This window comes from Streptomyces sp. PsTaAH-124, from assembly GCF_000373685.1.
In the GTDB taxonomy this organism is placed as follows: Bacteria; Actinomycetota; Actinomycetes; order Streptomycetales; family Streptomycetaceae; genus Streptomyces; species Streptomyces andamanensis.
In genome coordinates, this window is sequence record NZ_KB892161.1 from 1 (window position 1) to 23,443 (window position 23,443).

18 protein-coding genes are annotated in these 23,443 nt (G+C 72.7%); 6 read left to right on the forward strand and 12 right to left on the reverse strand.

Translation table 11 applies throughout. The annotated features are described in order from the left end of the window. The 4 genes from B086_RS0107150 to B086_RS39345 form a co-directional block, all read right to left on the reverse strand. On the reverse strand, nt 1–3,448 hold a 3,448-nt coding region (locus B086_RS0107150; RefSeq protein ID WP_018565720.1), incomplete at its 3' end, for a type I polyketide synthase. 159 nt (nt 3,449–3,607) lie between these two features. After that, nucleotides 3,608–4,174 carry a carboxymuconolactone decarboxylase family protein gene (locus tag B086_RS0107155; RefSeq protein WP_018565721.1) on the reverse strand — a complete coding sequence of 189 codons (567 nt, stop codon included), beginning with the start codon at nt 4,172–4,174 and terminating at the stop codon, nt 3,608–3,610. 32 nt (nt 4,175–4,206) lie between these two features. Continuing rightward, on the reverse strand, nt 4,207–5,328 hold the full coding sequence (metX, locus tag B086_RS0107160) for a homoserine O-acetyltransferase MetX (RefSeq protein WP_018565722.1): 1,122 nt from the start codon (nt 5,326–5,328) through the stop codon (nt 4,207–4,209). Then, on the reverse strand, nt 5,325–6,662 hold the full coding sequence (locus B086_RS39345; RefSeq protein WP_018565723.1) for a bifunctional o-acetylhomoserine/o-acetylserine sulfhydrylase: 1,338 nt from the start codon (nt 6,660–6,662) through the stop codon (nt 5,325–5,327). Before B086_RS39345 ends, metX begins: the two co-directional genes overlap by 4 nt. A 171-nt stretch (nt 6,663–6,833) precedes the next feature. Here B086_RS39345 and B086_RS44530 point away from each other — a divergent pair, with 171 nt between their 5' ends. Continuing rightward, on the forward strand, nt 6,834–7,118 hold the full coding sequence (locus B086_RS44530; RefSeq protein ID WP_158690367.1) for a hypothetical protein: 285 nt from the start codon (nt 6,834–6,836) through the stop codon (nt 7,116–7,118). A 25-nt stretch (nt 7,119–7,143) separates the two neighbouring features. Here B086_RS44530 and B086_RS0107170 read toward each other — a convergent pair whose 3' ends face one another. The 5 genes from B086_RS0107170 to B086_RS0107190 form a co-directional block, all read right to left on the reverse strand. Next, the gene (locus tag B086_RS0107170; protein ID WP_078530999.1) at nt 7,144–8,160 is read right to left on the reverse strand and encodes a ParB/RepB/Spo0J family partition protein; all 1,017 of its coding nucleotides are present in this window, start codon (nt 8,158–8,160) and stop codon (nt 7,144–7,146) included. 375 nt (nt 8,161–8,535) lie between these two features. After that, nucleotides 8,536–9,942 carry an MmgE/PrpD family protein gene (locus B086_RS0107175; protein ID WP_078531000.1) on the reverse strand — a complete coding sequence of 469 codons (1,407 nt, stop codon included), beginning with the start codon at nt 9,940–9,942 and terminating at the stop codon, nt 8,536–8,538. Between the two features lie 201 nt (nt 9,943–10,143). Beyond that, on the reverse strand, nt 10,144–11,619 hold the full coding sequence (rox, locus tag B086_RS0107180; RefSeq protein WP_018565726.1) for a rifampin monooxygenase: 1,476 nt from the start codon (nt 11,617–11,619) through the stop codon (nt 10,144–10,146). 269 nt (nt 11,620–11,888) lie between these two features. Next, complete coding sequence (locus tag B086_RS0107185) at nt 11,889–12,845, reverse strand: alpha/beta hydrolase (protein WP_018565727.1); 957 nt, start codon at nt 12,843–12,845, stop codon at nt 11,889–11,891. A 106-nt stretch (nt 12,846–12,951) separates the two neighbouring features. Then, complete coding sequence (locus B086_RS0107190) at nt 12,952–13,884, reverse strand: alpha/beta hydrolase (protein ID WP_018565728.1); 933 nt, start codon at nt 13,882–13,884, stop codon at nt 12,952–12,954. Nucleotides 13,885–14,076: 192 nt separating this feature from the next. Between B086_RS0107190 and B086_RS0107195 the strand changes: the two genes are divergently transcribed. Both B086_RS0107195 and B086_RS0107200 read left to right on the forward strand, forming a co-directional pair. Next, nucleotides 14,077–14,973: a helix-turn-helix transcriptional regulator gene (locus tag B086_RS0107195; RefSeq protein WP_018565729.1), complete on the forward strand. Its 897-nt coding sequence runs from the start codon at nt 14,077–14,079 to the stop codon at nt 14,971–14,973. A gap of 207 nt (nt 14,974–15,180) precedes the next feature. Beyond that, nucleotides 15,181–16,386: a winged helix DNA-binding domain-containing protein gene (locus tag B086_RS0107200; protein ID WP_018565730.1), complete on the forward strand. Its 1,206-nt coding sequence runs from the start codon at nt 15,181–15,183 to the stop codon at nt 16,384–16,386. Nucleotides 16,387–16,596: 210 nt separating this feature from the next. Here B086_RS0107200 and B086_RS41860 read toward each other — a convergent pair whose 3' ends face one another. From B086_RS41860 to B086_RS0107215, 3 genes are all read right to left on the reverse strand, one after another. After that, entirely contained in the window at nt 16,597–17,121 is a 525-nt protein-coding gene (locus B086_RS41860; RefSeq protein WP_018565731.1) for an RICIN domain-containing protein, read from the reverse strand. A 48-nt stretch (nt 17,122–17,169) separates the two neighbouring features. Next, the gene (locus B086_RS0107210) at nt 17,170–17,583 is read right to left on the reverse strand and encodes a hypothetical protein (protein WP_158679302.1); all 414 of its coding nucleotides are present in this window, start codon (nt 17,581–17,583) and stop codon (nt 17,170–17,172) included. A 133-nt stretch (nt 17,584–17,716) separates the two neighbouring features. Further along, nucleotides 17,717–18,118: a hypothetical protein gene (locus B086_RS0107215; RefSeq protein ID WP_018565733.1), complete on the reverse strand. Its 402-nt coding sequence runs from the start codon at nt 18,116–18,118 to the stop codon at nt 17,717–17,719. Nucleotides 18,119–18,444: 326 nt separating this feature from the next. Between B086_RS0107215 and B086_RS0107220 the strand changes: the two genes are divergently transcribed. The 3 genes from B086_RS0107220 to B086_RS0107230 all read left to right on the forward strand — a co-directional run bounded on the left by B086_RS0107220 (nt 18,445) and on the right by B086_RS0107230 (nt 23,381). After that, on the forward strand, nt 18,445–21,825 hold the full coding sequence (locus B086_RS0107220; protein ID WP_018565734.1) for an AfsR/SARP family transcriptional regulator: 3,381 nt from the start codon (nt 18,445–18,447) through the stop codon (nt 21,823–21,825). A 179-nt stretch (nt 21,826–22,004) separates the two neighbouring features. Beyond that, nucleotides 22,005–22,688 (forward strand): M15 family metallopeptidase, encoded by a 684-nt coding sequence (locus B086_RS0107225; protein ID WP_018565735.1) that lies wholly within the window; start codon nt 22,005–22,007, stop codon nt 22,686–22,688. 147 nt (nt 22,689–22,835) lie between these two features. After that, nucleotides 22,836–23,381: an RNA polymerase sigma factor gene (locus B086_RS0107230; RefSeq protein WP_018565736.1), complete on the forward strand. Its 546-nt coding sequence runs from the start codon at nt 22,836–22,838 to the stop codon at nt 23,379–23,381. Nucleotides 23,382–23,443 lie beyond the last annotated feature (62 nt).

Genomic DNA, 23,443 nt, shown 5'->3' on the forward strand with positions numbered 1-23,443 from the left:
TCGCGCCGATGTAGACGGCGGTGTCGGTGCCGCGGAGGGTGTGGGGGTCGATGTGGGCGTGTTCGATGGTGTGCCAGGCGGTTTCGAGGAGGAGGCGTTGTTGGGGGTCCATGGCGACGGCTTCGCGGGGTGAGATGCCGAAGAAGGGNGCGTCGAAGTGGTCGGCGTCGTGGAGGAAGCCGCCGCCTCGGGTGTAGGTGGTGTNNGGGGTGTCGGGGTCGGGGTGGTGGAGGTTNGGGTTCCAGCCGCGGTTGGTGGGGAAGTCGGTGATGGCGTCGGTCTCGGTGGTGAGGAGGTTCCAGAGGTCGTCGGGTGAGGTGACGCCGCCGGGGTAGCGGCAGGCCATGCCGACGATCACCAACGGATCGTCATCTGCGGGCGGTTCACCACCGGTGTCCGCCGGAGCGTCCGGTCCGCTCGTGGCCGCCAGCCGCTCGCCGAGATGGGCGATCACGTCACCTGGGGTCGGGTGCTCGAAGACGAGGCCCGTGGGCAGCGAGAGCCCCACGGCCGCACCGAGCCGCGTACGGAACTCGACGGCGGCGAACGAGTCGAAGCCCAGATCGCTGAAGGTGTGCCCCGGGTTGATGTCGCCCGGGTCGCCGTAGCCGAGGACCGCCGCGGCATGGGCGAGCACCAGGGCGCGCAGCGCGCGGGCATCGGCCGGCGGCGAGGCGGCGGGGGCCTCCTCGCGCTTTGCCTCGGCCGGGTCGGTCGGTTCAGTCGCCTCGACCGCCTCGACCGCCTCGACCGCCTCGGTTTCGGCCGGAGGCGCGGACCGCACGGTCCGCACGGCCTGCGCGGGCCGGGGAGCGGTGTCCAGGGTGTCGAGCCAGTGCCGTTCGCGCTGGAAGGCGTAGGTGGGCAGGCTCACGACCCGGGCATCCGTGTGGGCGTACGTCTGCTCCCAGTCGACGGGTGTGCCGCGGGTGAACAGGTGGGCGAGGGCGCGCAGGAAGGTCTCGGGCTCCGGCCGGTTCCGGCGGAGGAGCGACGTGGCCGTCGTGCCGGGGTGCCGGGCGCTGCGCGGGACGAGGGATGCGAGGGTGGCGTCGGGGCCGAGCTCCAGGAAGGTGCGGGCACCGAGCTGTTCGGCGGTCAGGACGGCGTCGTGGAAGCGGACGGTGCCGCGGGCGTGGGCGATCCAGTGGTCCGGTGTGGCGAGCAGCCCGGGGGTGGCGAGCCGGCCGGTGACGGTGGAGACGACCGGGACGGCCGGTTCGTTGAAGGTGAGGGTGGCCAGGGTCTCGCGGAAGGCGTCGAGCATGGGGTCCATGCGCGGTGAATGGAAGGCGTGGCTCACCGCCAGCGGGACGCACGTGTGGCCGCGTCCGGTGAGCTCATCGGCGATCCGGTGCGCCTCGTCGTGGTCGCCCGCGATGACGACGGCCGCGGGGCCGTTGACCGCCGCGACGGTGACCTGGGAGGTGAGCAGCGGCGCGACGGTCTCCTCCGGGGCGTCGACCGCGATCATGGCGCCGCCGCGCGGGAGTTCCTGCATCAGGCGCCCGCGGGCCTCGACGAGCGTTGCGGCGGCCGGCAGGCTCAGGACACCGGCGGCATGGGCGGCCGCGATCTCCCCGACGGAGTGCCCGACGAGGTGGCCCGGGGTGACGCCGTACGCCGTGACGAGCCGGTGGAGGGCTACTTCGAGGGCGAACAGGGCGGGTTGGGTGAGGGCGGTCCGGCCGAGGCCCTCGCCGGTGGTGACCGCCTCGCGCAGGGACAGCCCGGGGAAGTGCTCGCAGACCTCGTCGAAGGCGCGGGCGAACACCGGGTGGTGGGCGCGGAGTTCACCGCCCATGCCCGCGCGCTGGGAGCCCTGGCCGGTGAACAGGAAGGCGAGGGAGCCGGAGACCGGCTCGGTGTGCTCGACCCGGGTGAGGTGGTCGAGGAGGGTGTCGGGGTCGGTGGCGGTGATGACGGCGCGGTGCTCGAAGTGGGTGCGGGTGGCGGCGAGGGAGAGTCCGATGTCGGCGGGGTGCCAGCCGGGGGTGCGGGTGAGATGGTCGTGGAGGCGTTCGGCCTGGTCCTGGAGCGCCCGCGGGGTACGGCCCGACAGGACCCATGCGGTGACCGGGGGCCCGCTCACGCCACTCGTGTCCCGCGGCTCGCCCGTGGCGGGCCGCGGCGCCTCGGACACCACCACATGGCAGTTCGCGCCGCCCATGCCGAAGGAACTGACGCCCGCGAGCAGCGGAGCGTCCCGCAGGGGCCAGTCGCCGGGCTCGCTCTGCACCGCGAGGCGCAGCTCGGCGAAGGGGATCCGCGGGTTCGGCGTACGGTAGTTGAGGCTGGCCGGGAGCTGCCGGTGCCACACGCTGAGGGCCACCTTGAGGAACCCGGCGATCCCGGCCGCGCCCTCCAGATGCCCGAGGTTGGTCTTCACGGAACCGACGCGCAGGGTGCGGTCCGTGCCCGCGGTGCCGACCACCGAGCCCAGCGCAGCCGCCTCGATCGGATCGCCGACCTTGGTCCCGGTGCCGTGGAGTTCCACGTACTGCACCATGCCCGGGTCGACGCCGGCGTTCTCGTACGCGAGGCGCAGCACGTCGCGCTGGGCCCGCTCCTCGGGGACCGTCAGCCCGGCGCCGCTGCCGTGGTTGATGGCGCCGCCCCGTACGACGCAGTAGATCCGGTCGCCGTCGGCCAGCGCGCGGGCCAGCGGCTTGAGCACGACGGCGCCGCCGCCCTCGCCCCTGACATAGCCGTCGGCGCGCGCGTCGAAGGTGTAGCAGCGGCCGTCGGGCGACAGACCGCCCCACTTGGTGGAGATGACCGAAGTCTCCGGCAGCAGGCTCAGGTTGACGCCGCTCGCGACGGCCGTCTCGGACTCGCCGCTGCGCAGGCTCTGGCAGGCCAGGTGCAGGGCGACCAGGGACGAGGACTGCCCGGTGTCCACGACCAGGCTCGGGCCGGTGACGCCGAGGAAGTGCGAGAGCCGGTTGGCGATCATGCCGCGGTGCACGCCGGGCATGGTGTGCTGGGTCCCGGCGGCCACCGCGTCCCGGTAGACCAGGTGCGCGAAGTCGTCCCAGATCGAACCGACGAAGACCCCGACCCGGCGGCCGCGCAGCGCACCGGGCCGCACCCGGGCATCCTCCAGGGCCTCCCAGCCCAGCTCCAGCATGAGCCGCTGCTGCGGGTCCGTCATCGCGGCCTCGCGCGGCGACAGCCGGAAGAAGGCCGGGTCGAAGCGGTCGACATCATCGAGGAACGAGCCCCAGCGGGAGTTCATCCGGCCGGGTGCCGCCCGGTCGGGATCGTGGAAGGCCGTCGCGTCCCAGCGATCCGGTGGCACCTCCCCGATGGCGTCGCGGCCGTCGCGCAGGAGCGACCACAGCGCGTCGGGCGTCGGCGCCTGTGCGAACCGGCAGGACATGCCGACGACGGCGACGGCTTCGGCCGGGTGCGGGGGGACCTCGGCTCCGGTGGGCTTGCTCATCATGGGCTTCTCCTTCTCGGGCGCCGCGTGCGGGCGCGCGGGACCGCGTCGTGCGGGGGTGGCACGCGGCGGCGGCGCGGGGGCGAGCGGCGGCGGTGCGTGGGGCGAGCGGAGGGCGGGGAGGTGTGCGGCGGCGGCGAGTGGGGCGAGCCGAGGGGCGGCTCAGTCCTGGGGGCGGCCGGCCGCCGACAGGGCGCTGTCCAGTTCGCGGCTGTCGATGTCGACGTCGAGGGTCGTGGTGATCCGGGAGACCAGGAAGTACACCCCGGTCAGGGCGATGATCTCGACGACGCCGCGGTCACCGTGCCGCTCCCGGACGCGCTGGAACAGGGTGTCCTCGACGCGGGCGGTCGCGGCCACCGCCGAGACGAAGGCCAGCAGATCGCGCTGGGGGCCGTCGAAGCAGTCGGCGGTGAGACGCCGCTCGCGCAGCGCGGTGAGCTGGTCGGCGCGGAGGCCGAACTCGGCGGCGAGCTGCTCGTGCTGGGCCCACACGTAGTCCGCCCCGAAGCACCGGCCTGCGGCCAGGATCACCAACTCGCGGTCGGGATCGGACAGTCGGCCCTCGGTGAGCTGGGTGTGCCCGATGTTCGCCACCGCGGTCAGCAGAGCGGGGCTGTGCCCGAGGACCCGGAAGACGTTGAGCAGCGTCGCGTCGTGCGGGCTGCCGTAGATCGGTGTGGGCATGTCGAAGTCCGGGGCGAACTCCGGATAGGGGATGCGGGCCACGGGGGCTCCTCTCGTGCGGTACGCGGCGCGCCTCAGCCGGAGGCGCGCCGCAGGGTGGTGGTCAGGAGGTCGGCGACGGCCGCGGTCTCGGTCAGGAACCCGTCGTGCCCCTGGCGGGAGCCGATGACCTCCAGGCCGGTGCAGCCGGGCAGCTTCTCGGCCAGTTCGCGTTGGAGTCGCAGCGGGTACAGGCGGTCGCTGTCGATCCCGGCGACGACCACCGGCACCGGACAGCCGGCGAGCGCGGCGTCCACCCCGCCCCGGTCCCGGCCCACGTCGTGGCCGTTGAGCGCGCGGGTGAGCGCCACATAGCTGCCCGGGTCGAAGCGGTCGACGAGTTTGCGCGCCTGGTGGCGCAGATAGCTCTCCACGGCGGGCAGCGGACGGCCCGCCTCCTGCGGGCGGTTCGCGAACCGCGCGTCGAGGTCGAGTTCGGTGCGGTACGTGAGATGGGCGATGCGCCGGGCCAGGGCGAGGCCGCCGGTCGGCAGCCGTCCGCTGCCGTGATAGTCCCCGCCCTGCCAGTGCGGATCGCGGGTGATGGCCTCGATCTGGGTGCTCTGGGTGCCGATCTGGTCGGCGGTCGCCCGCGCGCCCACGGCGAGGACCAGCGCCGCACCGACCCGCTCCGGGTGGCCGACCGCCCACTCCAGCGCCCGCGCCCCGCCCATCGACCCGCCGGCCACGGCGGCGAACCGGCCGATGCCGAGCGCGTCGGCCAGCGCGGCCTCGGCGGCGACCTGGTCGCGGATGCTCACCTCCGGGAACCGGCCGCCCCACGCTCCGCCCGAGGGGTGCGGCGACGCGGGTCCCGTACTGCCGCGGCAGCCGCCGAGCACATTGGCCGCGAGCACGCACCACCGCCCGGTGTCCACCGCGCGGCCCTCCCCGACGACGCCGTCCCACCAGCCCGGGGTGGGCTGGCCGGGCCCGGCGGGCCCGGCCACGTGCGCGTCGCCGGTCAGCGCGTGCAGCACCAGGACGACGTTGTCCCGCAGGGCGGAGGGACGGCCCCAGCACTGCACGGCGAGCCGTACCCCGGGCAGTACCGCCCCGGACTCCAGGGCCAGCGGCCCCACCTCGACGAGGCACGGCCGGCCGTCGGGCGGCGGGAAGGCCGCCCGGGGCACGGACCGCAGCACACCGACCGTCACCGCGCCACCGCGGCGAAGCCGGCGCGCAGATCCGCGAGGAGGTCGTCGATCGACTCGATGCCGACCGACAGCCGCACGGTCGCGGGCGTGACGCCCGCCGTGAGCCGCTCCTCCGTGCTGAGCTGCGCGTGACTGGTGGTCGCCGGGTGCAGCACCAGGGAGCGCACGTCCCCGATGTTGGCCACATGGCTGTGCAGGGTCAGCGCGTCGATGAAGGCGGTGGCCGCCTTCTCCCCGTCCGCCAGCTCGAAGCTGACGACGGCGCCCGTGCCCCGGGGCGCGAGCTTCCGGCCGCGCTCGAACCAGGGGGAGGACGGCAGCCCGGCATAGGCCACCGAGGACACCTCGGGCCGCGCCTCGAGGAACTCGGCGACCGCCGTGGCGTTCTGCACATGGCGCTCCACCCGCAGGCTCAGGGTCTCGATGCCCTGGCCGAGGAGGAAGGCGCTGAACGGCGAGATGGCCGGGCCGAGATCGCGCAGCAGCGAGACCCGGGCCTTGACCGCGTACGCGGGCGGGCCCAGCTCGGCGTAGACCAGACCGTGGTAACTGGGGTCCGGGTCGGTGAAGTTGGCGAAGCGCCCGGAGAACCAGTCGAAGGTCCCGCCGTCCACCAGCACACCGGCGATGGTGGTGCCGTGCCCGCCGAGGTACTTCGTGGCCGAGTGCACCACGATGTCGGCGCCGTGCAGCAGGGGCCGGACGAGGTAGGGCGTGGCCACCGTGTTGTCGATGACGAGCGGCACGCCGTGCTCGTGGGCCACCGCGGCGACCCCCTCGATGTCGAACACGTCGTTGCGGGGATTGGAGATGCTCTCCCCGAAGAACGCCTTGGTCTCGGGCCGGACGGCGGCCCGCCACTGGTCGAGGTCGTCCGGGTCCTCGACGAAGGACACCGTGATGCCGTAGCGGGCCAGGGTGTGCCGGAAGAGGGTGTAACTGCCGCCGTAGAGCCGGGGGCTGGTCACGATGTGGTCGCCCGCGGCGGCCAGGTTCAGGATCGACGTGGCCACCGCAGCCTGCCCGGAGGAGAGCAGCAGGGCCGCGACACCGCCCTCCAGGGCCGCGATCCGCTGCTCGATGGCGTCCTGGGTCGGATTCATGATCCGGCCGTAGACGTTGCCGGTGTCCTCCAGGGAGAACAGCGCGCGGGCGTGCTCGGTGCTCTCGAAGGCGTAGGAAGTGGTCTGGTAGATCGGCAGGGCCCTGGCGGCGCTCGCCGGGTCGGGTGAGTGGCCCGCGTGGATCTGCCGGGTCTCGAAGCCCCACGCCTGGGTGGGATCGAGGCCGGGCCCGGCCTCGTCGAAGGCCGCCGGGTCACTGGAAATGGTCATGGATTTCCTCTCGTCGAAAGGGTGGACGTGCCGGTGGGAGAAATTCCGGCAGGCGCACGGAATGCCTGCCGGACAGGTGAGAAAGGGGAGTTGGCCGACGCTCCTCGGCGTGGCCCGGGAAGCGATGCTAACGAGGCGTGCCGAGGTTCAACAGAAGGGAAGGGCGCAGGGGTGAACGCACAGCGCGCTGCGCGCGGAGAATGGCCTGCGCGCAACAGCCGGAAGACCATCGCGTTACAGGTGGGGGATGTTCTCGGGCACACGAAGACGTGCGGCTCGGCAGGTGCTCCGAAGCACCTGCCGAGCCGCACGTCATGGGCCGTCGCCGACCGTCATGGAACGGTGGCGGACATAAAAGTGTTTCTGTTCTGTGCAAGCACCAAAACGAAGTCGAAGTCGAAGTCGATTTCGATGGTGCCGGTGCCGGTGTCGCTGTCGGAGTGGTCGGAAAGGTGAACGCGACCGGACGGAATTCCGGGTCTCAGGCCGGCTGACACCTGCGTCGTTCCAATTCCTCCGCCACTTCCAGCCAGCGTTCGGCGCAGCGGCGTACGAACACGGCGACCGGGACCGCGCAGTGCGCGGGCACGTCGTCGAGGAGACTGGCCTGTTCCTCTGTGCTCACCGCCTGCCGGTGCAGGCGGCGCAGCAGCAGCCGCCCGGCGTCGGTGAAGCGGAGCGCCGGGTCCTTGGCCAGGTTGTGCAGCAGTGCGTCGAGGCTGTCCCGGGCATCCCGTTCCTCGCGGACCGGCGGCTTCGCCGGTCCGGCCGCCCGGGTGCGGCGGCCCGTCGGCACGGGGTCGTCGCCCCGGTCGAGCCGACGGCGCACGTCGAGCACGGTGGCGGGCGAGAGGCCGACGCGGTCGGCGATCTGGCGCAGCGACGCCTTGGGATCGCTGCGCATCAACTTGCCCGCCAGTCTGCGGCTTTCGGCACTGCTGACCGGTCGTACGCGTCCGTCCCGCCCGATCCTGCTGTTCGACTGAGCGGTCCGCTCCCTCGAACGCTGGCGCAGCGCGGCGACCGTATGCGCGGACAACCCCGCCACCTGCGCGATCGCCCGGTCGGACCACTGGGGGTGGGAACCGATGATGCGGGTCGCGGCGGCCGTGCGCTCAGCTCTCGACAGGGGTGTGCCGTGCCGTGTGTTCGCCTCGACGGACAGCACATACGCGTCGCGTGCGGGTCCGTCGAAGAATCGCACCGCGATGAGCTCGTCGCCGCGCAGTTCGGCGGCACGCAGCCGGTGTGCCCCGTCCACCACGCGCATCGTCTCGCGGTGGACCACTATGGCGGGCAACTCACCTTCGGTCTCGGCGAGTTCGCGGCATCTTTCGATGTCGGTGCCGTTCGACCGGGGCGATTCCCCGGTTGTCAGGGCACTGATCGGCACATGGGTGACGGGGGTCAGCGGAGGGAGCGGCTCACGGCCGGATTCCGCACCGCTCGGGTCCGTCACAGCGATTGTGGTCGGCGCGGTTGTGGTCGGCTCGCCCATGGCTCAGAACCTTCCGGGGCGGCAGGACGGCCTCCGTTTCGATGAAGCGGGTCGCGAGCGGGCGCGAACGATGGTTGTGACGCACCTGGCCTCTGACTCGGCAGGCATCGCATCCTCCAAAGCGTCAGCTTGTTTGGAAGATACACAGAGCTGCGCAACGCCTGTCAACTGCGCTGATGTGTCGGGAACGTAAGGTCCGGGACCTCCCGGCGGCGGCTTCGGGACCCGGCGTCCGGTCCCCGGCGACTGGGGACAGGACTGATAGTGAGCAGGTCCATGCCAGTAGCATGTTGCGGGTTCATTGCTTACCCGCGGCACCCCTGATGTCGCGATCGATCAAGTCGCCTTCTCTGCACAAGGGTTCTGTGAGATGCGTCACCGAATCCGCGTCGACGCGCCGGGAGCAGTGGCCGGCTCCGGCGGGGGCACCGCCTTCCACGCCGGTGACAGCACATCGGACAGGATCCGCTCGGGGTCCCCGAGCCCGTCGAGCACACTCTCGGTCACCTCGCCGGGCACCGCGAGCGTCATGACATCCAGCCACTTGCGCCACAACTCATCGTCCGACAGGGGGAGTCCGGGATCGCCGGGCGCCTCGGTGCAGAGCCTTTCGGCCTCCCGGCCGTCGACGGTCCGTACGCGCACATGTGAGGGATAGGAGGAGGGAGGAGCACTGTCGAGCTCGGGGGCGTGGACGAGCCGCACCCGGGCGGCGAGCGCGTCGCGACGGGGATCGCCCAGATGTTCCTCGTCGATCTGCCGGGCCCCCGCGGCACCGTCGAGCGCCACCGCGGCGAGCACATGCGGAAAGCTGTATTGCGCCTGTTCGAGCGTGCGCGGCGAGATCTCATCGAGGAAGAGGGCACCGCGGTGTGTCCGCACCTCGATCTCCTCGATCTCCGCCGCGGCCACCCCTAGTTCCCGCAGCAGTGCTGCGAGACCGTGGGCGGCCGCGTGGATGTAGCGGCAGCACGCGTACTTCTTGAAATAGGTGCGCCCGCTCTCGAAGGTCTCACCGAAACTCATGACCAGGTCGTTGTCCTCGGCTCCGGGAACATCGAAAGGGGTCGCGGCGAAACCCGGCAACGCGGGCGGCGGACAGCCCTCCGGAAGGCCGAGGAATCCGCCGCGGGCCAGATCGGCCGCCGTCACACCGGTGAGCGCGCCCCAGCCGATGGACTCCTTCGCCATCGGCAGGACGAATGTCGCCATCGGCGCGTGCTGCCACGCCAGGGTGACCGCTCGCGCGGTCGCGTCGGCGTCCAGTCCGTACAGCCGGGCCACGGCCGCGGCGGCGCCCAGGGTTCCGGCGGTGCCGGTGCAGTGGTACCAGTCGTCGGCGTGCCGCGGCCAGAGCAGAGCCCCCGCGCGCAGCCCCACCTCGTACCCCGCGACCTGGGCGGTCAGGAAGTCGCCGACCGTCGTGCCGGGCGGCGTGGCCGCGAGCCCCGCGGCGACCACGACCGAGCCGGGATGGATGCCGCCACCGAGGTAGTGGCCGTCCTCGAAGTCCAGCGCCGTCGCCGCGGTGGCGTTGGCGAAGGCCGCCCTGGCCGGATCGGCGAATCCGCCTCCGGCCAAGGGGGAGTCGCCGGGAGCGGTACGGGCGTAGGCCGAGGCGTGCCGGGCGGCCGTCGTCGCCGCCCCGCCGAACATGACGGCCACCACGTCCCGCAGCGCGTCGACCGCCCTGCCCCGTACGGCTTCGGGCACGTCCGACCAGCGCAGCCCAGTCGACCAGGAACTGATGCGTCGCGAGAGACCAGGAGAATTTTCAGGCACAAACGGAGTTTGTCGCGGGGGCGGGACACCGACAAGTACGGTATTTGTTGTCTCTTAGTGCCGAAATGTGTACCGCACCGCTGTGCGAGACGTTGTGCGGGGCCAGAGGTGCGGTACTGATGCGGGGCTGATGCGGGACTGAATTGTTCAGGCCCGGTCCTCCGCCCGGACCTTTCGGGTCCGGGCGGGTGGCATCAGGGGTCAGTCGGCGGGGTTGCCGAACCAGCGGGCGAGATGGGTGTCCAGGTCCCGCTGGTCGTCGCCGATCCAGGCCACATGGCCGTCGGGGCGCAGCAGGACGCACGGAGCGTCCAGCGCCGCGGTGGGGTCCGCGAGGTGGTCCACCCGGTCCGACCAACTGCCGGTCGTCAGACGCGTGGTGCGGTCCAGCAGCAGGCCGCGGCCGCGGTGCAGCAGACCGTAGAGGCTGCCCTGCCGTACGTCGATGTCGCGCAGGCGGCGGCCGAGGAGATCCGGGCCTTCGCCGAAGTCGTAGCGGATGCCGATGCCGGTGATCTTCTCGATCAGACGGCGGTTCACCTCGTCGAGGTCCATCAGTTCGGTGAGCAGCCTGCGCACGGCCTGCGGACCCGGTTCGGTGGAGCGCAGTTCCATCTGGGCGCGGGTGTTGTCGAGCACCTCCTCGGCGACCGGACGGCGTTCGGCCTGATAGGTGTCCAGCAGTGTTTCCGGTGCCCAGCCGCGCACGTGTGCGGCCAGTTTCCAGCCGAGGTTGAAGGCGTCCTGGACGCCGAGGTTGAGGCCCTGCCCGCCCACGGGCGGATGGATGTGTGCCGCGTCGCCGGCCAGCAGCACCCGCCCCACCCGATAGCGTTCGGCGAGCCGGGTGGCGTCCCCGAAGCGGGACAGCCAGCGCGGGGAGTGCACGCCGAAATCGGTTCCGGCGACGGCGCGCAGCCGCTGCCTGAAGTCATCGAGGGTGGGCGGTTCCGCACGGTCGCTGACGCCCGCGGCGGGCACCACGACGCGATAGGCCCCTCCGCCGAAGGGCCGGAGACTGAAGGACTTCTCGGTCCGGGAGATCTCGGTCACCTTGGCGGCGATCTGCTCCTGCGGCACCCCCACCTCCATCTCGCCCATCAGCGTCTCGGTCCGCGAGGGCTCACCGGGGAAGCCGACGCCGAGGAGTTTGCGCACCGTGCTGCGCCCGCCGTCGCAGCCGACGAGCCAGCGCGAGCGCAGCCGTTCGCCGTCGGCCAGTTCGACGGTCACGCCCTCGTCGTCCTGCGTGACTCCGGCCACCGCGCAGCCGCGCCGGACCTGCGCGCCCAGTCCGATCGCGTGTTGCTCAAGGAGGTCCACGACGACCGGTTGCGGGATGCCCAGCAGATAGGCGTGCGTGGAATCCAGGTCCTTGGGCGCGGGTTTGTCGATGGCGGCGAAGAAGCCGCCCGCCGGACGCCGCCTTCCGTGCGGCAGGATGCGGTCCAGCAGTCCGCGCATGGCCATCAACTCGATACTGCGGATGTGCAGACCGACCACGCGGACGAACGACGTGGGCTCGGTCTCCTTCTCCAGGACGAGCACCCGCACGTCGTGCAGCCGCAGTTCGGCGGCCAGCATCGCGCCGGTCGGCCCGCACCCGGCGATGATCACATCGAACGCGCCATCCGGCGGCAGGTCGACGGCGGTCGGCGAAGAATGCTTGGGTTGCATAGGTGTTGCCCTTCGGGAGTGCCTTGTTGGCCAGGCGCTCCCGGCGACACCTAGGTCAGCCGCCGACCGTGACGGAACAGGGGGAGCACCCACATCGATACAGCGTTCATGGGTCTCACCTCCTCGGGCGGCGTCACGGGCCAGTGCAACGTATCATCCCCCGCCCGCTGTCGGAGGACGGGGACCACGGCCGGCGGGCGACCGGCCGGCCGTGGCGCGGGGGGGCTCGGGTGGTGCGGGGGTGTGCCGGTGGTCCGGTGGTGCCGGTGTCAGGCGTGGGTGTGGGGGTCCTCCTGGAGGTACTTGCGGTAGAACGGGATCAGCCGCTCCAGCGCGATCCCGACCGCCTCGGGCCGGTCGTAGAGGTCGTAGTGGGAGAAGCCTTCCGCGACGACGAGTTCCTTGTCCTTCGATGCCGCGCGGCGGTAGATCTCCAGGCCGTCCCGGTACGCGCCGAACGCCCCGGGCCTGTCCCCGACGACGACGCACAGCGGACGGGTGAGGAGGACTTCGGCGCGGTGGAAGGCGTCCCAGCCCACCGCCGTGGCCTGCCGGGAGAACAGTGCCTCGGTACGGCCGCCGGGTGCCTGTCCGCGGTCGGTGCGGTAGTAGTCGATGGCCTCGACCAGGTCGAGCTCGGTGAGGCCCTGTGCCTCGGCCGCCTCGGGAGAGTCCGGGAGGTACTGGTTCACCCGGGGCTCGGCTCCGCGGGCCTCCGCCGTGCGCTGCTCGGCGATGGCGTCGAGGACGGCGATGGGGTCGTAGCCGGTGAACGCCTCGTGCATGAGCCGTCCGAAGTTCACGCCGGTGACGCTTCCGACGGCCTTGATCCGGCGGTCGGTCATGGTGGCGTTGACGGCGTAGGCGCCGCCCCCGCAGACACCGATCACACCGATGCGGTCGGCGTCGACGTACGGCAGCGTCACCAGGTGGTCGATGACCTGGCTGATGTCCTGGACCCGGACGTACGGATCCTCGACCGAGCGCGGGGTCCCGCCGCTCGCGCCCTGGAAGCTGGCGTCGAAGGCGATGACGACGAACCCTTCGGCGGCCAGCGCCCTCGCGTAGACGTTGCCGGACGTCTGTTCCTTGCACGAGCCGATGGGGTGGACGCTGACGATCGCGGGGTAGTGCCGGGTCGCGTCGAACTCCGGGGGGAGGTGGAGGTCGGCGGCGATCTCCCAGGCGAGGGCCTTGACGGCCACATGCTCGATGGTGTCGGTCATGGGTGGATTCCTTGGTGGTGAGTGGGGGAGGGGGAGGGAAGGGGGGAGTGGCGGCGGGGACCGAAGCAGTGCAGGACGGCCGCTCTGTGCAGGTTGTTCAGGCTGTTCAGCCCTGGTCCGCGGGCTCGGCCGCGAGGTGCCCGGTGAAGAACGGCACGGCCTCGGCGATGGCGCGGTCGACGTACTCGGGGACGTCGTAGAAGTCCATGTGCGTGCCGCCCTCGACGACCAGGAGCCGCTTGGGCCCGCGGGCGCGGCCGTGCAGTTCGGTGGACATCCACAGCGAACCCGCCTCGCTGCCCGCGACGATCAGGACCGGCTGCACGAGCAGGTCCTCGACCAGGTGGAAGGCGTCGAAGGCGAAGATCCGCGAGACGCTCTTGGTGAACAGGAACTTGTTCTCGGCGTTGGGGTGCTGGGCACGTGGGGTGAGGTAGTAGTCGGCCGCCTCGACCAGGTCGCGGGGGGTGCTGTCGTCCGGTTCGGCGGGGACGTAGGGCAGGTACGCGGGCTCGGCCCCCTGGGCGGCCTCGGCGGTGCGCTGTCCGGCGAGGGCCTTCAGGGTGGGTACGGCGGCGGCGTCGGAGTCGGTGCCGTACCAGCCGCGGCGGAAGCTGGTGCCGATGTTGACGGCGCTGACGGTGGTGAGCGCCTTGATCCGGTGGTCGGTCATCGCGGCGTTGACGGCATAGCCGCCACCGGCGCAGATGCCGAGGGCACCGATGCGCTCCGGGTCGACGAAGGGGAGCGTCTGGAGGTGGTCGACCGCCGCGCGGACGTCCTCGACGCGGGCGTAGGGGTCCTCCAGGTGGTGCGGCTCGCCGCCGCTGTCGCCCTGGAAGGAGGCGTCGAAGGCGAGGGCCACGAAGCCCTGCTCGGCCAGCCTGGCGGCGTACAGACCGGCGGCCTGCTCCTTGACGCCGCCGCCGGGATGGACGACGACGACCGCCGCGTGCCGGGTGCCGGGGGCGGAACCTTCGGGCAGGTGGAGAGTGCCCGCCATGGTGAGCGAGCCGTTGGGGAAAGCGGTGGGTTCCATGTTCCTTGGTTCCTTGTTCTTCCAGTGGGTCGTGCGGGGCACCCGGGCGGGAAGCGGCTCCGGGGGCCCGATCCGGCCCCCAGCCGGTGCCGATATCGAGGAAACAGCAGGTCACGGAGCTGGAGAAGGGTCTGCCGTTACAGGTACTGACAGAACCCCCCGCGCACGGCGAAGCCGTCCTAGCCTGGAGAGGTGAGTACCGAGAGTGACATTCGCGAGTTCCTGGCCTCCCGCCGCGCCAAGATCAGCCCGCAGCAGGCGGGACTGCCCGCCTACGGCGGCAACCGGCGCGTGCCCGGCCTGCGCCGCGAGGAAGTCGCCCTCCTCGCCGGCGTCAGCATCGACTACTACGTCCGCCTCGAGCGCGGCCGCCTCGCCGGTGCGTCCGAGGAGGTCCTCGACGCCGTCGCGGGTGCCCTCCAGCTCGACGAGGCCGAGCGCGCCCACCTCTACGACCTGGCCCGCGCCGCCGCCAGGCGCCCCGCCCGCCGGGCCAGGCGCCCGCGCGGCCCGCTGCCGGACAGCGTGCTGCGCGTCCTGAACTCCATGAGCGACTGCCCGGCCTTCATCAGCAACGGACGCCTGGACATCCTCGCGGCCAACCCCCTCTGCCGCGCCCTGTACAGCCCGCTGTACACCAGCAGCGGCGGGCAGCCGGTCAACATCGCCCGCTTCCAGTTCCTCGACCCCGCCGGAGGCGACTTCTTCCCCCACCGGGAGGAAGCGGTGAACACGACCGTCGCTCTGCTGCGCACCGAAGCGGGCCGGGCCCCCGGTGACACCGAGCTGACCGGCCTGATCGGCGAGCTGGTCACCCGCAGTGACGCCTTCCGCACCGCCTGGGCCAAACACAATGTGCGCCTGCACTACACCGGCCGCAAAGCCTTCCGCCACCCCGTCGTCGGTGACATCACCCTCGACTTCGACTCCATGGAGCTGCCCGCCCAGCCCGGCCTCTCCCTCACCGCTCTCAGCGTCGCGCCCGGCACCCCCGACCACGACCGGCTCCAGCTCCTGGCCGCCTGGGCCGCCACCGAAGAGGCGTCCCCGCCCACCGGCAGCCCCGCCTCCGCCGACCGGCAGAGCTGACGCCCGCCGTACGAGCCGAGACCGCACCGCCCCTGCCCGGAGACCGCCCCGGCGCGGCTCTCGCGTAGCGGGAACGTCCGCAGGAGCAGGAGCAGGAGCAGGAGCAGGAGCAGGAGCAGGAGCAGGAGCAGGAGCAGGAGCAGGAACAGAGGTCTTCGCCGGAATCGAGGACAGGAATTGACCTCGATATCGAGGACGATGGATCCCATGGCGAAAACTTCCCCGCGCACCGCACCGGAGAGCGCCGGCCTGCCCGTGCGCCACGTCACCGACAGGGAACGGCGCGCCCGGCTCGCCGTCCGGCACGCGCTGGCCCCGGCGTTCCGTGCCGGTTCTCCCCGGGCCGTCACCGAGGCGATGACCGTCCTGCACGCCACCGAACCGGCCACGGTCCACCTCTCCTGCCACGCCCGCACGACCTCGCTGACGACCGCCGACGTGGACCACGCCCTCCACACCGACCGCGGCCTGGTCAAACAGCTCGCCATGCGCCGTACCCTGTTCGTCTTCCCCCGCGACCTGCTCCCCGCCGCCTGGGCCGGGCCGTCCGCGCGGGTCGCCGCCACCGAGCGCGCCCGCATCGTGGCCGACACGGTCAAGGCCGGTCTCGCGGCCGACGGCCACGCCTGGCTCGACCGCGCCCGCGCCGAGGTGGTCGACCTGCTCGCCACGGCCGCGGACGGCCGTACGGCCCAGGAGATCCGCGGGGCCCTGCCGCTGATCGACGTGAAGGTGTCGGCCGCATCCGGCGTCCCGTGGGCCGCCTCGCGCGTACTGACCCAACTGGGCGCCACCGGGGACATCGTCCGCGGTGTCAACGGCGCCGGCTGGTACACCTCCCGCCCTCGCTGGACCCTGATGCGCCACTGGCTGGGCGACCCGCCCGCCGCCCTCGCCCCAGCGGACGGCTACCGGGAGATCGTCCGCCGCTGGCTGTACACCTTCGGCCCCGGCACCGAGGACGACCTGCTGTGGTGGCTCGGAGCCACCAGGACCATCGTCCGCGCCGCCCTCGCCGGCCTCGGCGCGCTCCCCGTCACCCTGGACGGCGGGACGACCGGGTGGCTGCTGCCCGACGACCTCGACGAGGTCACCGATCCCGGCCCCTGGGCGGCGCTGCTGCCCGTCCTCGACGCGACGGTGATGGGCTGGCGCGACCGCGACTTCTATCTCGGCCCCCACCGTGACCAGTTGTTCGACCGCCGAGGAAACGCGGGCACGACCGCCTGGGCCAACGGCCGTGTGGTGGGCTGCTGGGTGCAGGATCCCGCCGGTCTGGTGAGCCTGCGCCTGCTGGAACGCGTCACCCCCACCGAACAGCGCCTGCTCGATGAACAGGCGCAACGCCTCACCGCCTGGCTCGACGGATTCCGCGTGGGGTCGGTCTACAGCTCCCCGGCGATGAAGTCCTGACAGCGCGCGGGCCCGGTCATGGTCCTCACGGGCTTCATGGTCCTCACGGGCTTCACGGGCTTCAAAGGGCCTCGCGGATGTCAGGCACTCACCCCGAAGCGGACCCGGCAGCAGCTGGCAGCACCCGGCAGCATCCGGCGGAGTGTGGCGGAACGCGGTGCCGGAGGGACCACCCGCTCGTCCCTCCGGCAGCGCCCGCCCGGCGTGTCGTCAGCGCCAGGTCTGGTAGCGGTTGTAGGTGCAGACCATCATGCGCAGGCCGTACTCGCTGTCGTCGAGACAGAGACCGGTGGCCTGGTTCTCGAAGCTCACCTGGTCGCCCCGCGCGTGCACCCACCAGCTCTGCTGCTCGGACGAGTCGCAGGCCCGGGTCTCCGGCCTGGCCCCGGCACCGACACCGCCGTACATGCAGCGGCCGGTGAAGACGTTACGGAACTGGCGGGTGCCGTCCCCCTGCCAGATCCGCACGCTCCAGTTCTGGTAGTTGCTGTTGTTGCACTGGTAGCCCCGGAAGCCGTGCTCACTGTCGTCGAGACAGCCGCCGGTCGCCATGTTGCCGTAGTGCTCGACCGCCGCCGCCGAGACGGCGCCCGCCGAGACGGTCCGGCTCCCGTCACGTGCCGGAGCGTCGGCGCTGGCGACACCGGCCACGCCCGTGCTCAGACAGGCGGCCAAGGCGAGGACGACGACCGCCCGGCGCAGCCGCCGTCCGGACGTCGGGTCCTGCGCGTTCATGATGTTCCCTTTCCTGTGGTGCGGTCGACGCCCCGTACCTCGCGCGGCTTACGGGTACTCGCAGTACACGGAGCTGGTGTCGGTCTCGACGGGCACGTTGGGCACCGGACCGTCGTTGGACCCGCCGCTGACGTACACGGCGCTCACCCAGCCCAGCCTGTGACCGGGCGTGATGATCTCGACCCAGTAGTGGTTGTAGTAGGGGCCGTCGGAGACGCGTTCGTTCCAACGCTGGCAGAACGCCTGCACGGTGACGTTGGTGAGCCGCTCCTGCGTGGCCAGGTCGCAGCTGGTGCTCTGACACTCCCGTACGCGGACCTGGCTGGCCCAGATGTGGACGGGCCTCGTCGTGACGTCGGCCTGCGCGGGAGCCGACATCAGACCCAGCACGGCCGTCAGGCCGAGCACGGTGGTGCACAGCGCCCGCCAGGAGAACAGGCGGGTCATGGACTTCGAGGACACAGCGGGTGCCCCTCTCGGTGTCGGTGAAGGATGGTGACTGACGCGTCGTCCGGGAGACGGCGCCCACGGGCTCCTCGTATGAGCGTCCGCGCCGCCGTCCTTCGCCGCGGCTCTCCGCCGCCGTTCTCGGGTGTCAGTGGCAGTCGGAATCGGTGGACAGGCCGGGCACCGGCTGGTCGTTGTCGCCGCCGCGCACGTACACCGCGCTGATCCACCCGATCGGACCCCCGGCGTTCACCTGCACCCACCAGTTGTTGCGGTAGGGGCCGTCCACCACCTCGCTGCTCTGCCGCTGGCAGTACGCCGTCACCCACCGCTTGCCGATCTGCGCGTACTTGATCGGCGGGCAGCTGGCGGAGACCCCCGCGCACTCCCGTACGTTCACACCGGTCGCCCACACGTACAACTGGGCGTCCGACGTGGTCGCCTGGGCCGGTGCGGGAAGCAGCAGGGGAAGCGCCGCGGCCGCCGCGACGGCACCGGCCGGGACCGCGTGCCGCAGCGAACGCGCCGCTGCGCGGAGGATGTTCGTCATGGTCGTCTCCTCGCTCGGTGACTTGTTGTCACAGGGCGGACGGGGCACGCGATCGTCCCGTATGAGCGCCGCCGCGCGTATGCGCTCGTACGCGCCCCGACCGATGTCCGCGCCGTGGGCGCATCCGGTGGGACACGCCACGAGAACCAGCCAATACCCGTCGGCGCCGAAATCGAGCTGGGAGCGCTCCTGTCGGGGCTTCGCCCGGGTCTCTCACCAGCGCACGGGTCGGAACCGGCCAGTGGCCCGAAATCTGTGACCACCCCGCCCGGCCTGCCGATATCGTTGTCTGGACAAGTGCGCGGATCGATGCTTGCCGGGGGACGATGATCGAAGTGCGCCTGCTGGGTCCCGTCGAGGTGTGGGAGGACGGGACCCGGAATCTGCCGCTGGGCGGTTCGAGACCGGTGGCGCTGCTGTCCGCGCTCGTCGTGCATCTGGGTGAAGTCCTGTCCACCGCACGGCTGGTGGACCTCGTCTGGGAGGAACGCGCCCCCGCGACCGCGGCCGCGCTGGTCGCCTCGCACGTCGCCGCCGCCCGCCGCGCCCTGGCACCGGCCGGTGCCGCCTCCGCGATCCGCACCCGCGCCCCCGGATACGTCGTCGGCCTCACCCCCGACCAGGTCGACGCCCGCCGGTTCGAGCGGCTGCTGTCGGCCGGCCGCCGTGCCGCGGACGCGGGGCGCGACACCGAGGCGGTCGACCTGCTCACCGAGGCCCTCGCCCTGTGGCGCGGCCAGGACGCCCTGGAAGGCGTGACCCAGTCCTTCGCCCGGATCGAGGCGGCCCGGCTGAAGGAACTGCGGCTCGTCGCGCAGGAGCAACTCTTCGCACTGCGGCTGAAGATGGGGCACGACGGCGAGGTCGTCGCGCCGCTGCTCTCCCATGTCGCCGCCCATCCGCTGCGCGAACGGCCGCGCGCCCAGCTGATGACCGCCCTGCTCCGGATCGGCCGGGCGCCCGACGCGCTGCGGGTCTACCAGGAGGGCCGCGACATACTCCGCGCCGACCTCGGCCTCGACCCGGGACCCGAACTGCACGCGGTCCACCTCGCCGCGCTGCACAACGACCCCGCGCTCGCCGCCGGTCACCCCGGGACGGCGGAAGCGCCCGCGTCCGGCGGGCCCGGCCGTATACCCGGCACATCCGGCGGCACGTCCGGCCCCATACCGGGCACATCCGGCGGTGCGCCCAGCCATACGCCCGGCCAGGTGCCGGGCCGCGCGCCCACCGGCCCGCAGGCTCCCCTGCCCACCGACCCGGCCTCCCCGGACTCCCCGGCGACGCCCGCGCCCCCGGCGGCCCCGGCGGCCCCGGTCGCCCCGGCGACCTCCGCGGGCCCCGGCGCGTCCACGGCCGGTGACCGGACGACGGCCCGTCCGCCCTCCCATCTCCCCCCGGACGTCGCGGACTTCGTGGGCCGCACCCATCAGATCGCCTGGGTCACCGCCCTCCTCGACCAGGCCCGAGACCCCGGCAGGACCGCCCCGCCCGTCGCGGTCATCTCCGGCCGCCCCGGGATGGGCAAGACCGCGCTCGCCGTCCACGCCGCCCACCGCGCGGCGCACCTCTTCCCCGACGGCCGCCTCTTCCTCGACCTGCGCGCCTCCGACACCACCCCGCTGACCACAGCCGATGCCCTCGCCAGGCTGCTGCGGGCGCTCGGCGTCGACCCCGAGACCGTCTCCGGAACCGACGATCTGATCGGCCTCTACCGCACCCAACTCGCGGGCCGCCGCATCCTGTTGATCCTCGACAACGCCCCCAACGAGGCCGGGCTGCGGCCCTTGGTGCCGCCCGGACCCGGCTCGGCCGTGCTGATCACCAGCCGACGGCGGCTGACCGCGCTGGAGGGCGCGGTCCGCCTCGACCTGCCGGTGCCCGGCCCCGCCGAGGCACTGCACCTGCTGACCACGGTCGCGGGCCGCACCGGCACCCGCCCGGAGCCGGACGACCTCGCCGAGATCGTCGCCCTGTGCGGTCAGCTCCCGCTCGCCCTGCGGATCGCGGGCGCCCGGCTCGCCGCACGACCGCACTGGAGCCCCGGGCAGCTCGTCGGACGGCTCCTCGACGAACGCCGCCGCCTCAACGAACTCCGCGTCGGCGACCTGGAGGTGCGCACCAGCCTCGAACTGGGCTACGCGGAACTGGACCCGCCCGAGCGCCGGGCGCTGCGCCGCCTCGCGCTGATGGACCTGCCCGACTTCGCCGCCTGGATCGCCGCGCCCCTCCTCGACATCGGCACCGAGGAGGCGGAGGAGGCCGTTGAGCGGCTCGTCGACTGCCACCTCATCGAGGTGCTCGGCACCGACGGCACCGGCGAGAACCGGTACCGCATCCACGACCTCGTCAGGGAACACGCCCGCGAGCGCTGCCATGCCGAGGAGAGCGCCGACGAACGCGACGGCGCCGTGGAGCGGTTGGTCGCCTGCTGGCTCACGCTCTCCGACCGCGCGGCCGTCCAGGGCCCCGGCGGTGCCTCCTGGCTGCTGCCGCAGCCCGACCCGGAGTGCCGCCTGGGCCCCGAGGTCCAGGACCGGCTGCTGTCCCGGCCCGCCGCCTGGTTCGCCGCCGAACAGAACTGCCTGGTCTCGGCCGTTCACCACTGCGCAGCCCAGGGCATGACCCGGGCCGCGCGCGCACTGGCGGGCGCCCTGATCGCCAGTTCCGCCGCCCTGTACAACCAGTTCGACGTCTGGGCGCAGACCCACACCGTCGCCCTGGACGCGGTGCGCCGGGAGGGGGACGGGGAGGGCGAGGCGTGGCTCATGGTCGGACTCGGCCAACTCCGCTACGAGCAGGACAGGTTCGAGGAGGCGTACGCCTGCCTGGAGCGGGCGCGGCGCCTGTTCGACGAGCAGACACCGACGGCCCGTGACGCGGGCGACGCAGGCGACTTACGTGATGCGGGTGATGCGGGCGACGCGGGGGGAACGGCGGCCGACACCGCGCGCGACGCGCTGCGGGGCAGTGCCACCGCCCTGGTCGGCATCGGCACCATCCGCCGCGAACAGGCCCGGTTCGGCGAAGCGTCCGAAGCGCTCGGCGCCGCCCTGGAGCGGTACGCCGCGCTCGGCGACGACGCGGGGCTGGCCCGCACCCTCTACGGGATCGGCTACGTCCACCGCGAGCAGGGGCGCGGCGACCAGGCCCGGGAGGCGCTGACCCGGTCCCTCGCGCTGTTCCGGCGGGTCGGCGACCGCCAGGGCGAGGCGCTCACCCTGCGCTCGATCGCCCTGTGCGACCGGGCGCGCGGTGCGCTGTCCGAGGCCACCGGCGTCCTCGCCGAGGCGCTGCGCGTCTTCACCTCCCTCGGTGACTCGTTCGGCCTCATGTACACCGAACAGGCCCTTGCCAAAGTGGAGTTGCGGCAAGGACTGCTGGACCGGGCGGACGAGCGGCTGGGCCGCTGCCTGGAGGTGGCCCGGGAACGGCAGGACCGCTTCGGCCAGGCGCTCGTGCTGCGCACCCGGGGCGAGTGGCACCTCGCGGCGGGAGACCCGGACGGCGCGGAAGCCCCGCTGCGGGAGGCGCTCGCCCTCTGGGAACGGCTCGCCCTGCCGCTCTGGCGCGCCCGCACCCTGCGCGATCTGGCCGAGGTGCACGCCGCGCACGGCGACCGCGCGGCCGCCGAGGAGGCCCGCCGCCAGGCGCACGCGGCCTTCCGCGCGCTCGGTGGCCGGGAGGCGTGGGAGGAACGCGGCTGAACGGCGCAGGGCCGGAGGTCCCACGCGGCACCCGGCCCCGCCGTACCGAGGTCCGTCCTGCTCACCGGCAGCGAGCCGGGCCGCCCCGGTCGGCGGCAGCCGGACCTGCCGGGCGCTTGCAGAGCACGCTTGCAGAGCATCTACAGAGGTTTTGCAGAGGTGCCCGGGACCATCGGCGGGTGACCGACATCATCACTCTCTCCGACCCGCGCGTGGCGGCCGTCCCGCTGGACGACTGCGACGAACCGCTCGTCGACCTCCGGGACGTACCGGAGCTGCTGCTCGACGGCCGGCAGGCCGACAGCCTCGGCGCCTACGCCCGGACCCGGTCCGGTGTCCTCGGCAGGCTTCTGCGGGCACAGCGCGCGCTCCCCTCGGGGACGCGGTTCCTGGTGGTCGAGGGGTACCGGCCGCCGGAACTCCAACGGGTCTATTTCGAGGGGTACTCGGCGGACCTGCGGGCCGCGCACCCCGAGGCGTCCCCGGCCCGGATCCAGGAGCTGGCCAGCGCCTACATCTCGCCGCCCGAGGTCGCCCCGCACGTCAGCGGCGGCGCGATCGACCTGACCCTGTGCACCGAGGAGGGCACCGAACTGGCCCTGGGCACCGAGGTGAACGCGACCCCGGAGGAGAGCGGCAACGCGTGCCGCACGGACGCGCCGGACATCGACGCCACCGCCCGTGCCCACCGCGAGGTCATGCGGCGGGCGCTGACGTCCGCCGGATTCGTCAACTACCCCACGGAGTGGTGGCACTGGTCCTACGGGGACCGGTACTGGGCGCTGCTGTCCGGGCAGCGCGCCGCCCGCTACGGCCCCGTGGAACTGCCGGACGGGACACAGCACGCCACCGCACCGGCCTGAGCCGGTCCGCACAGGGCCGCCCCGTCCGTACCGGGTTCGTCCGCACCACACCATTCACCACCGGCCGGAGCAGCAGGCCCCGGCCGGACACAGCAGCAGCCCGTACCACCTGACCAGTGGAACCGCGGGCACCTGGGGGAACATCCGATGAGCTTCACCGAGCCCTGCGACACCGCCGTCGACCGTCCGCTCGACGGCATGAACTCGGCCGAGTTCGACGCCGTCTTCACCGAGGTCATGCCCCGGCTGCGCCGACGGCTGCTGACCCTGACCGGAAATCCGCACGACGCCGACGACCTGCTCCAGGACACCTACATGCGGCTCTCCCGCCGGGCCAGGGGGCGCACCCTGGCCTCCCAGCAGCATCCGTACGCCTACGCCTCGGCGACCGCGCTCAACCTGCTGCGCGACTCCTGGCAGCGGCCGTCCCGCCGGGAGACGGCCACCGAGCGGCTGCCCGAGCCCGGCTGGGACGGGGGAGTCGAGCGCTGCGAGGCCCGGTGCGCGGCGCTGGCCCTGCTCGCCCTGCTGTCGCCGAAGGAGGCCGCCGCGGTGATCCTGGTGGACCTGGAGGGGCTCAGCCACGACGCGGCGGGGGAGTGGCTGGGCGCGCACCGGGGGACCGTGCAGCGCAACCGGATGCGCGGCCTCGCGAAGATGCGGGCCGCGCTGGCCGACGCCCGGCCCTGCTGACGGAGCGTCCGAAGACCGAGGGGGCGGGGCACGCGGCCCCGCCCCCCTCATTCCGTACGCCG

Bases quoted from the DNA above. Each gene is read 5' to 3' on its own strand.
- B086_RS0107215 (WP_018565733.1), bottom strand. From the start codon at position 18,118: ATGACGAACATCCTCCGCGCAGCGGCGCGTTCGCTGCGGCACGCGGTC.
- B086_RS0107185 (WP_018565727.1), bottom strand. From the start codon at position 12,845: ATGACCGACACCATCGAGCATGTGGCCGTCAAGGCCCTCGCCTGGGAG.
- B086_RS39345 (WP_018565723.1), bottom strand. From the start codon at position 6,662: ATGACCATTTCCAGTGACCCGGCGGCCTTCGACGAGGCCGGGCCCGGC.
- B086_RS41860 (WP_018565731.1), bottom strand. From the start codon at position 17,121: ATGAACGCGCAGGACCCGACGTCCGGACGGCGGCTGCGCCGGGCGGTC.
- B086_RS0107230 (WP_018565736.1), top strand. From the start codon at position 22,836: ATGAGCTTCACCGAGCCCTGCGACACCGCCGTCGACCGTCCGCTCGAC.
- B086_RS0107170 (WP_078530999.1), bottom strand. From the start codon at position 8,160: ATGGGCGAGCCGACCACAACCGCGCCGACCACAATCGCTGTGACGGAC.
- B086_RS0107190 (WP_018565728.1), bottom strand. From the start codon at position 13,884: ATGGAACCCACCGCTTTCCCCAACGGCTCGCTCACCATGGCGGGCACT.
- B086_RS0107220 (WP_018565734.1), top strand. From the start codon at position 18,445: ATGATCGAAGTGCGCCTGCTGGGTCCCGTCGAGGTGTGGGAGGACGGG.
- rox (WP_018565726.1), bottom strand. From the start codon at position 11,619: ATGCAACCCAAGCATTCTTCGCCGACCGCCGTCGACCTGCCGCCGGAT.
- B086_RS0107200 (WP_018565730.1), top strand. From the start codon at position 15,181: ATGGCGAAAACTTCCCCGCGCACCGCACCGGAGAGCGCCGGCCTGCCC.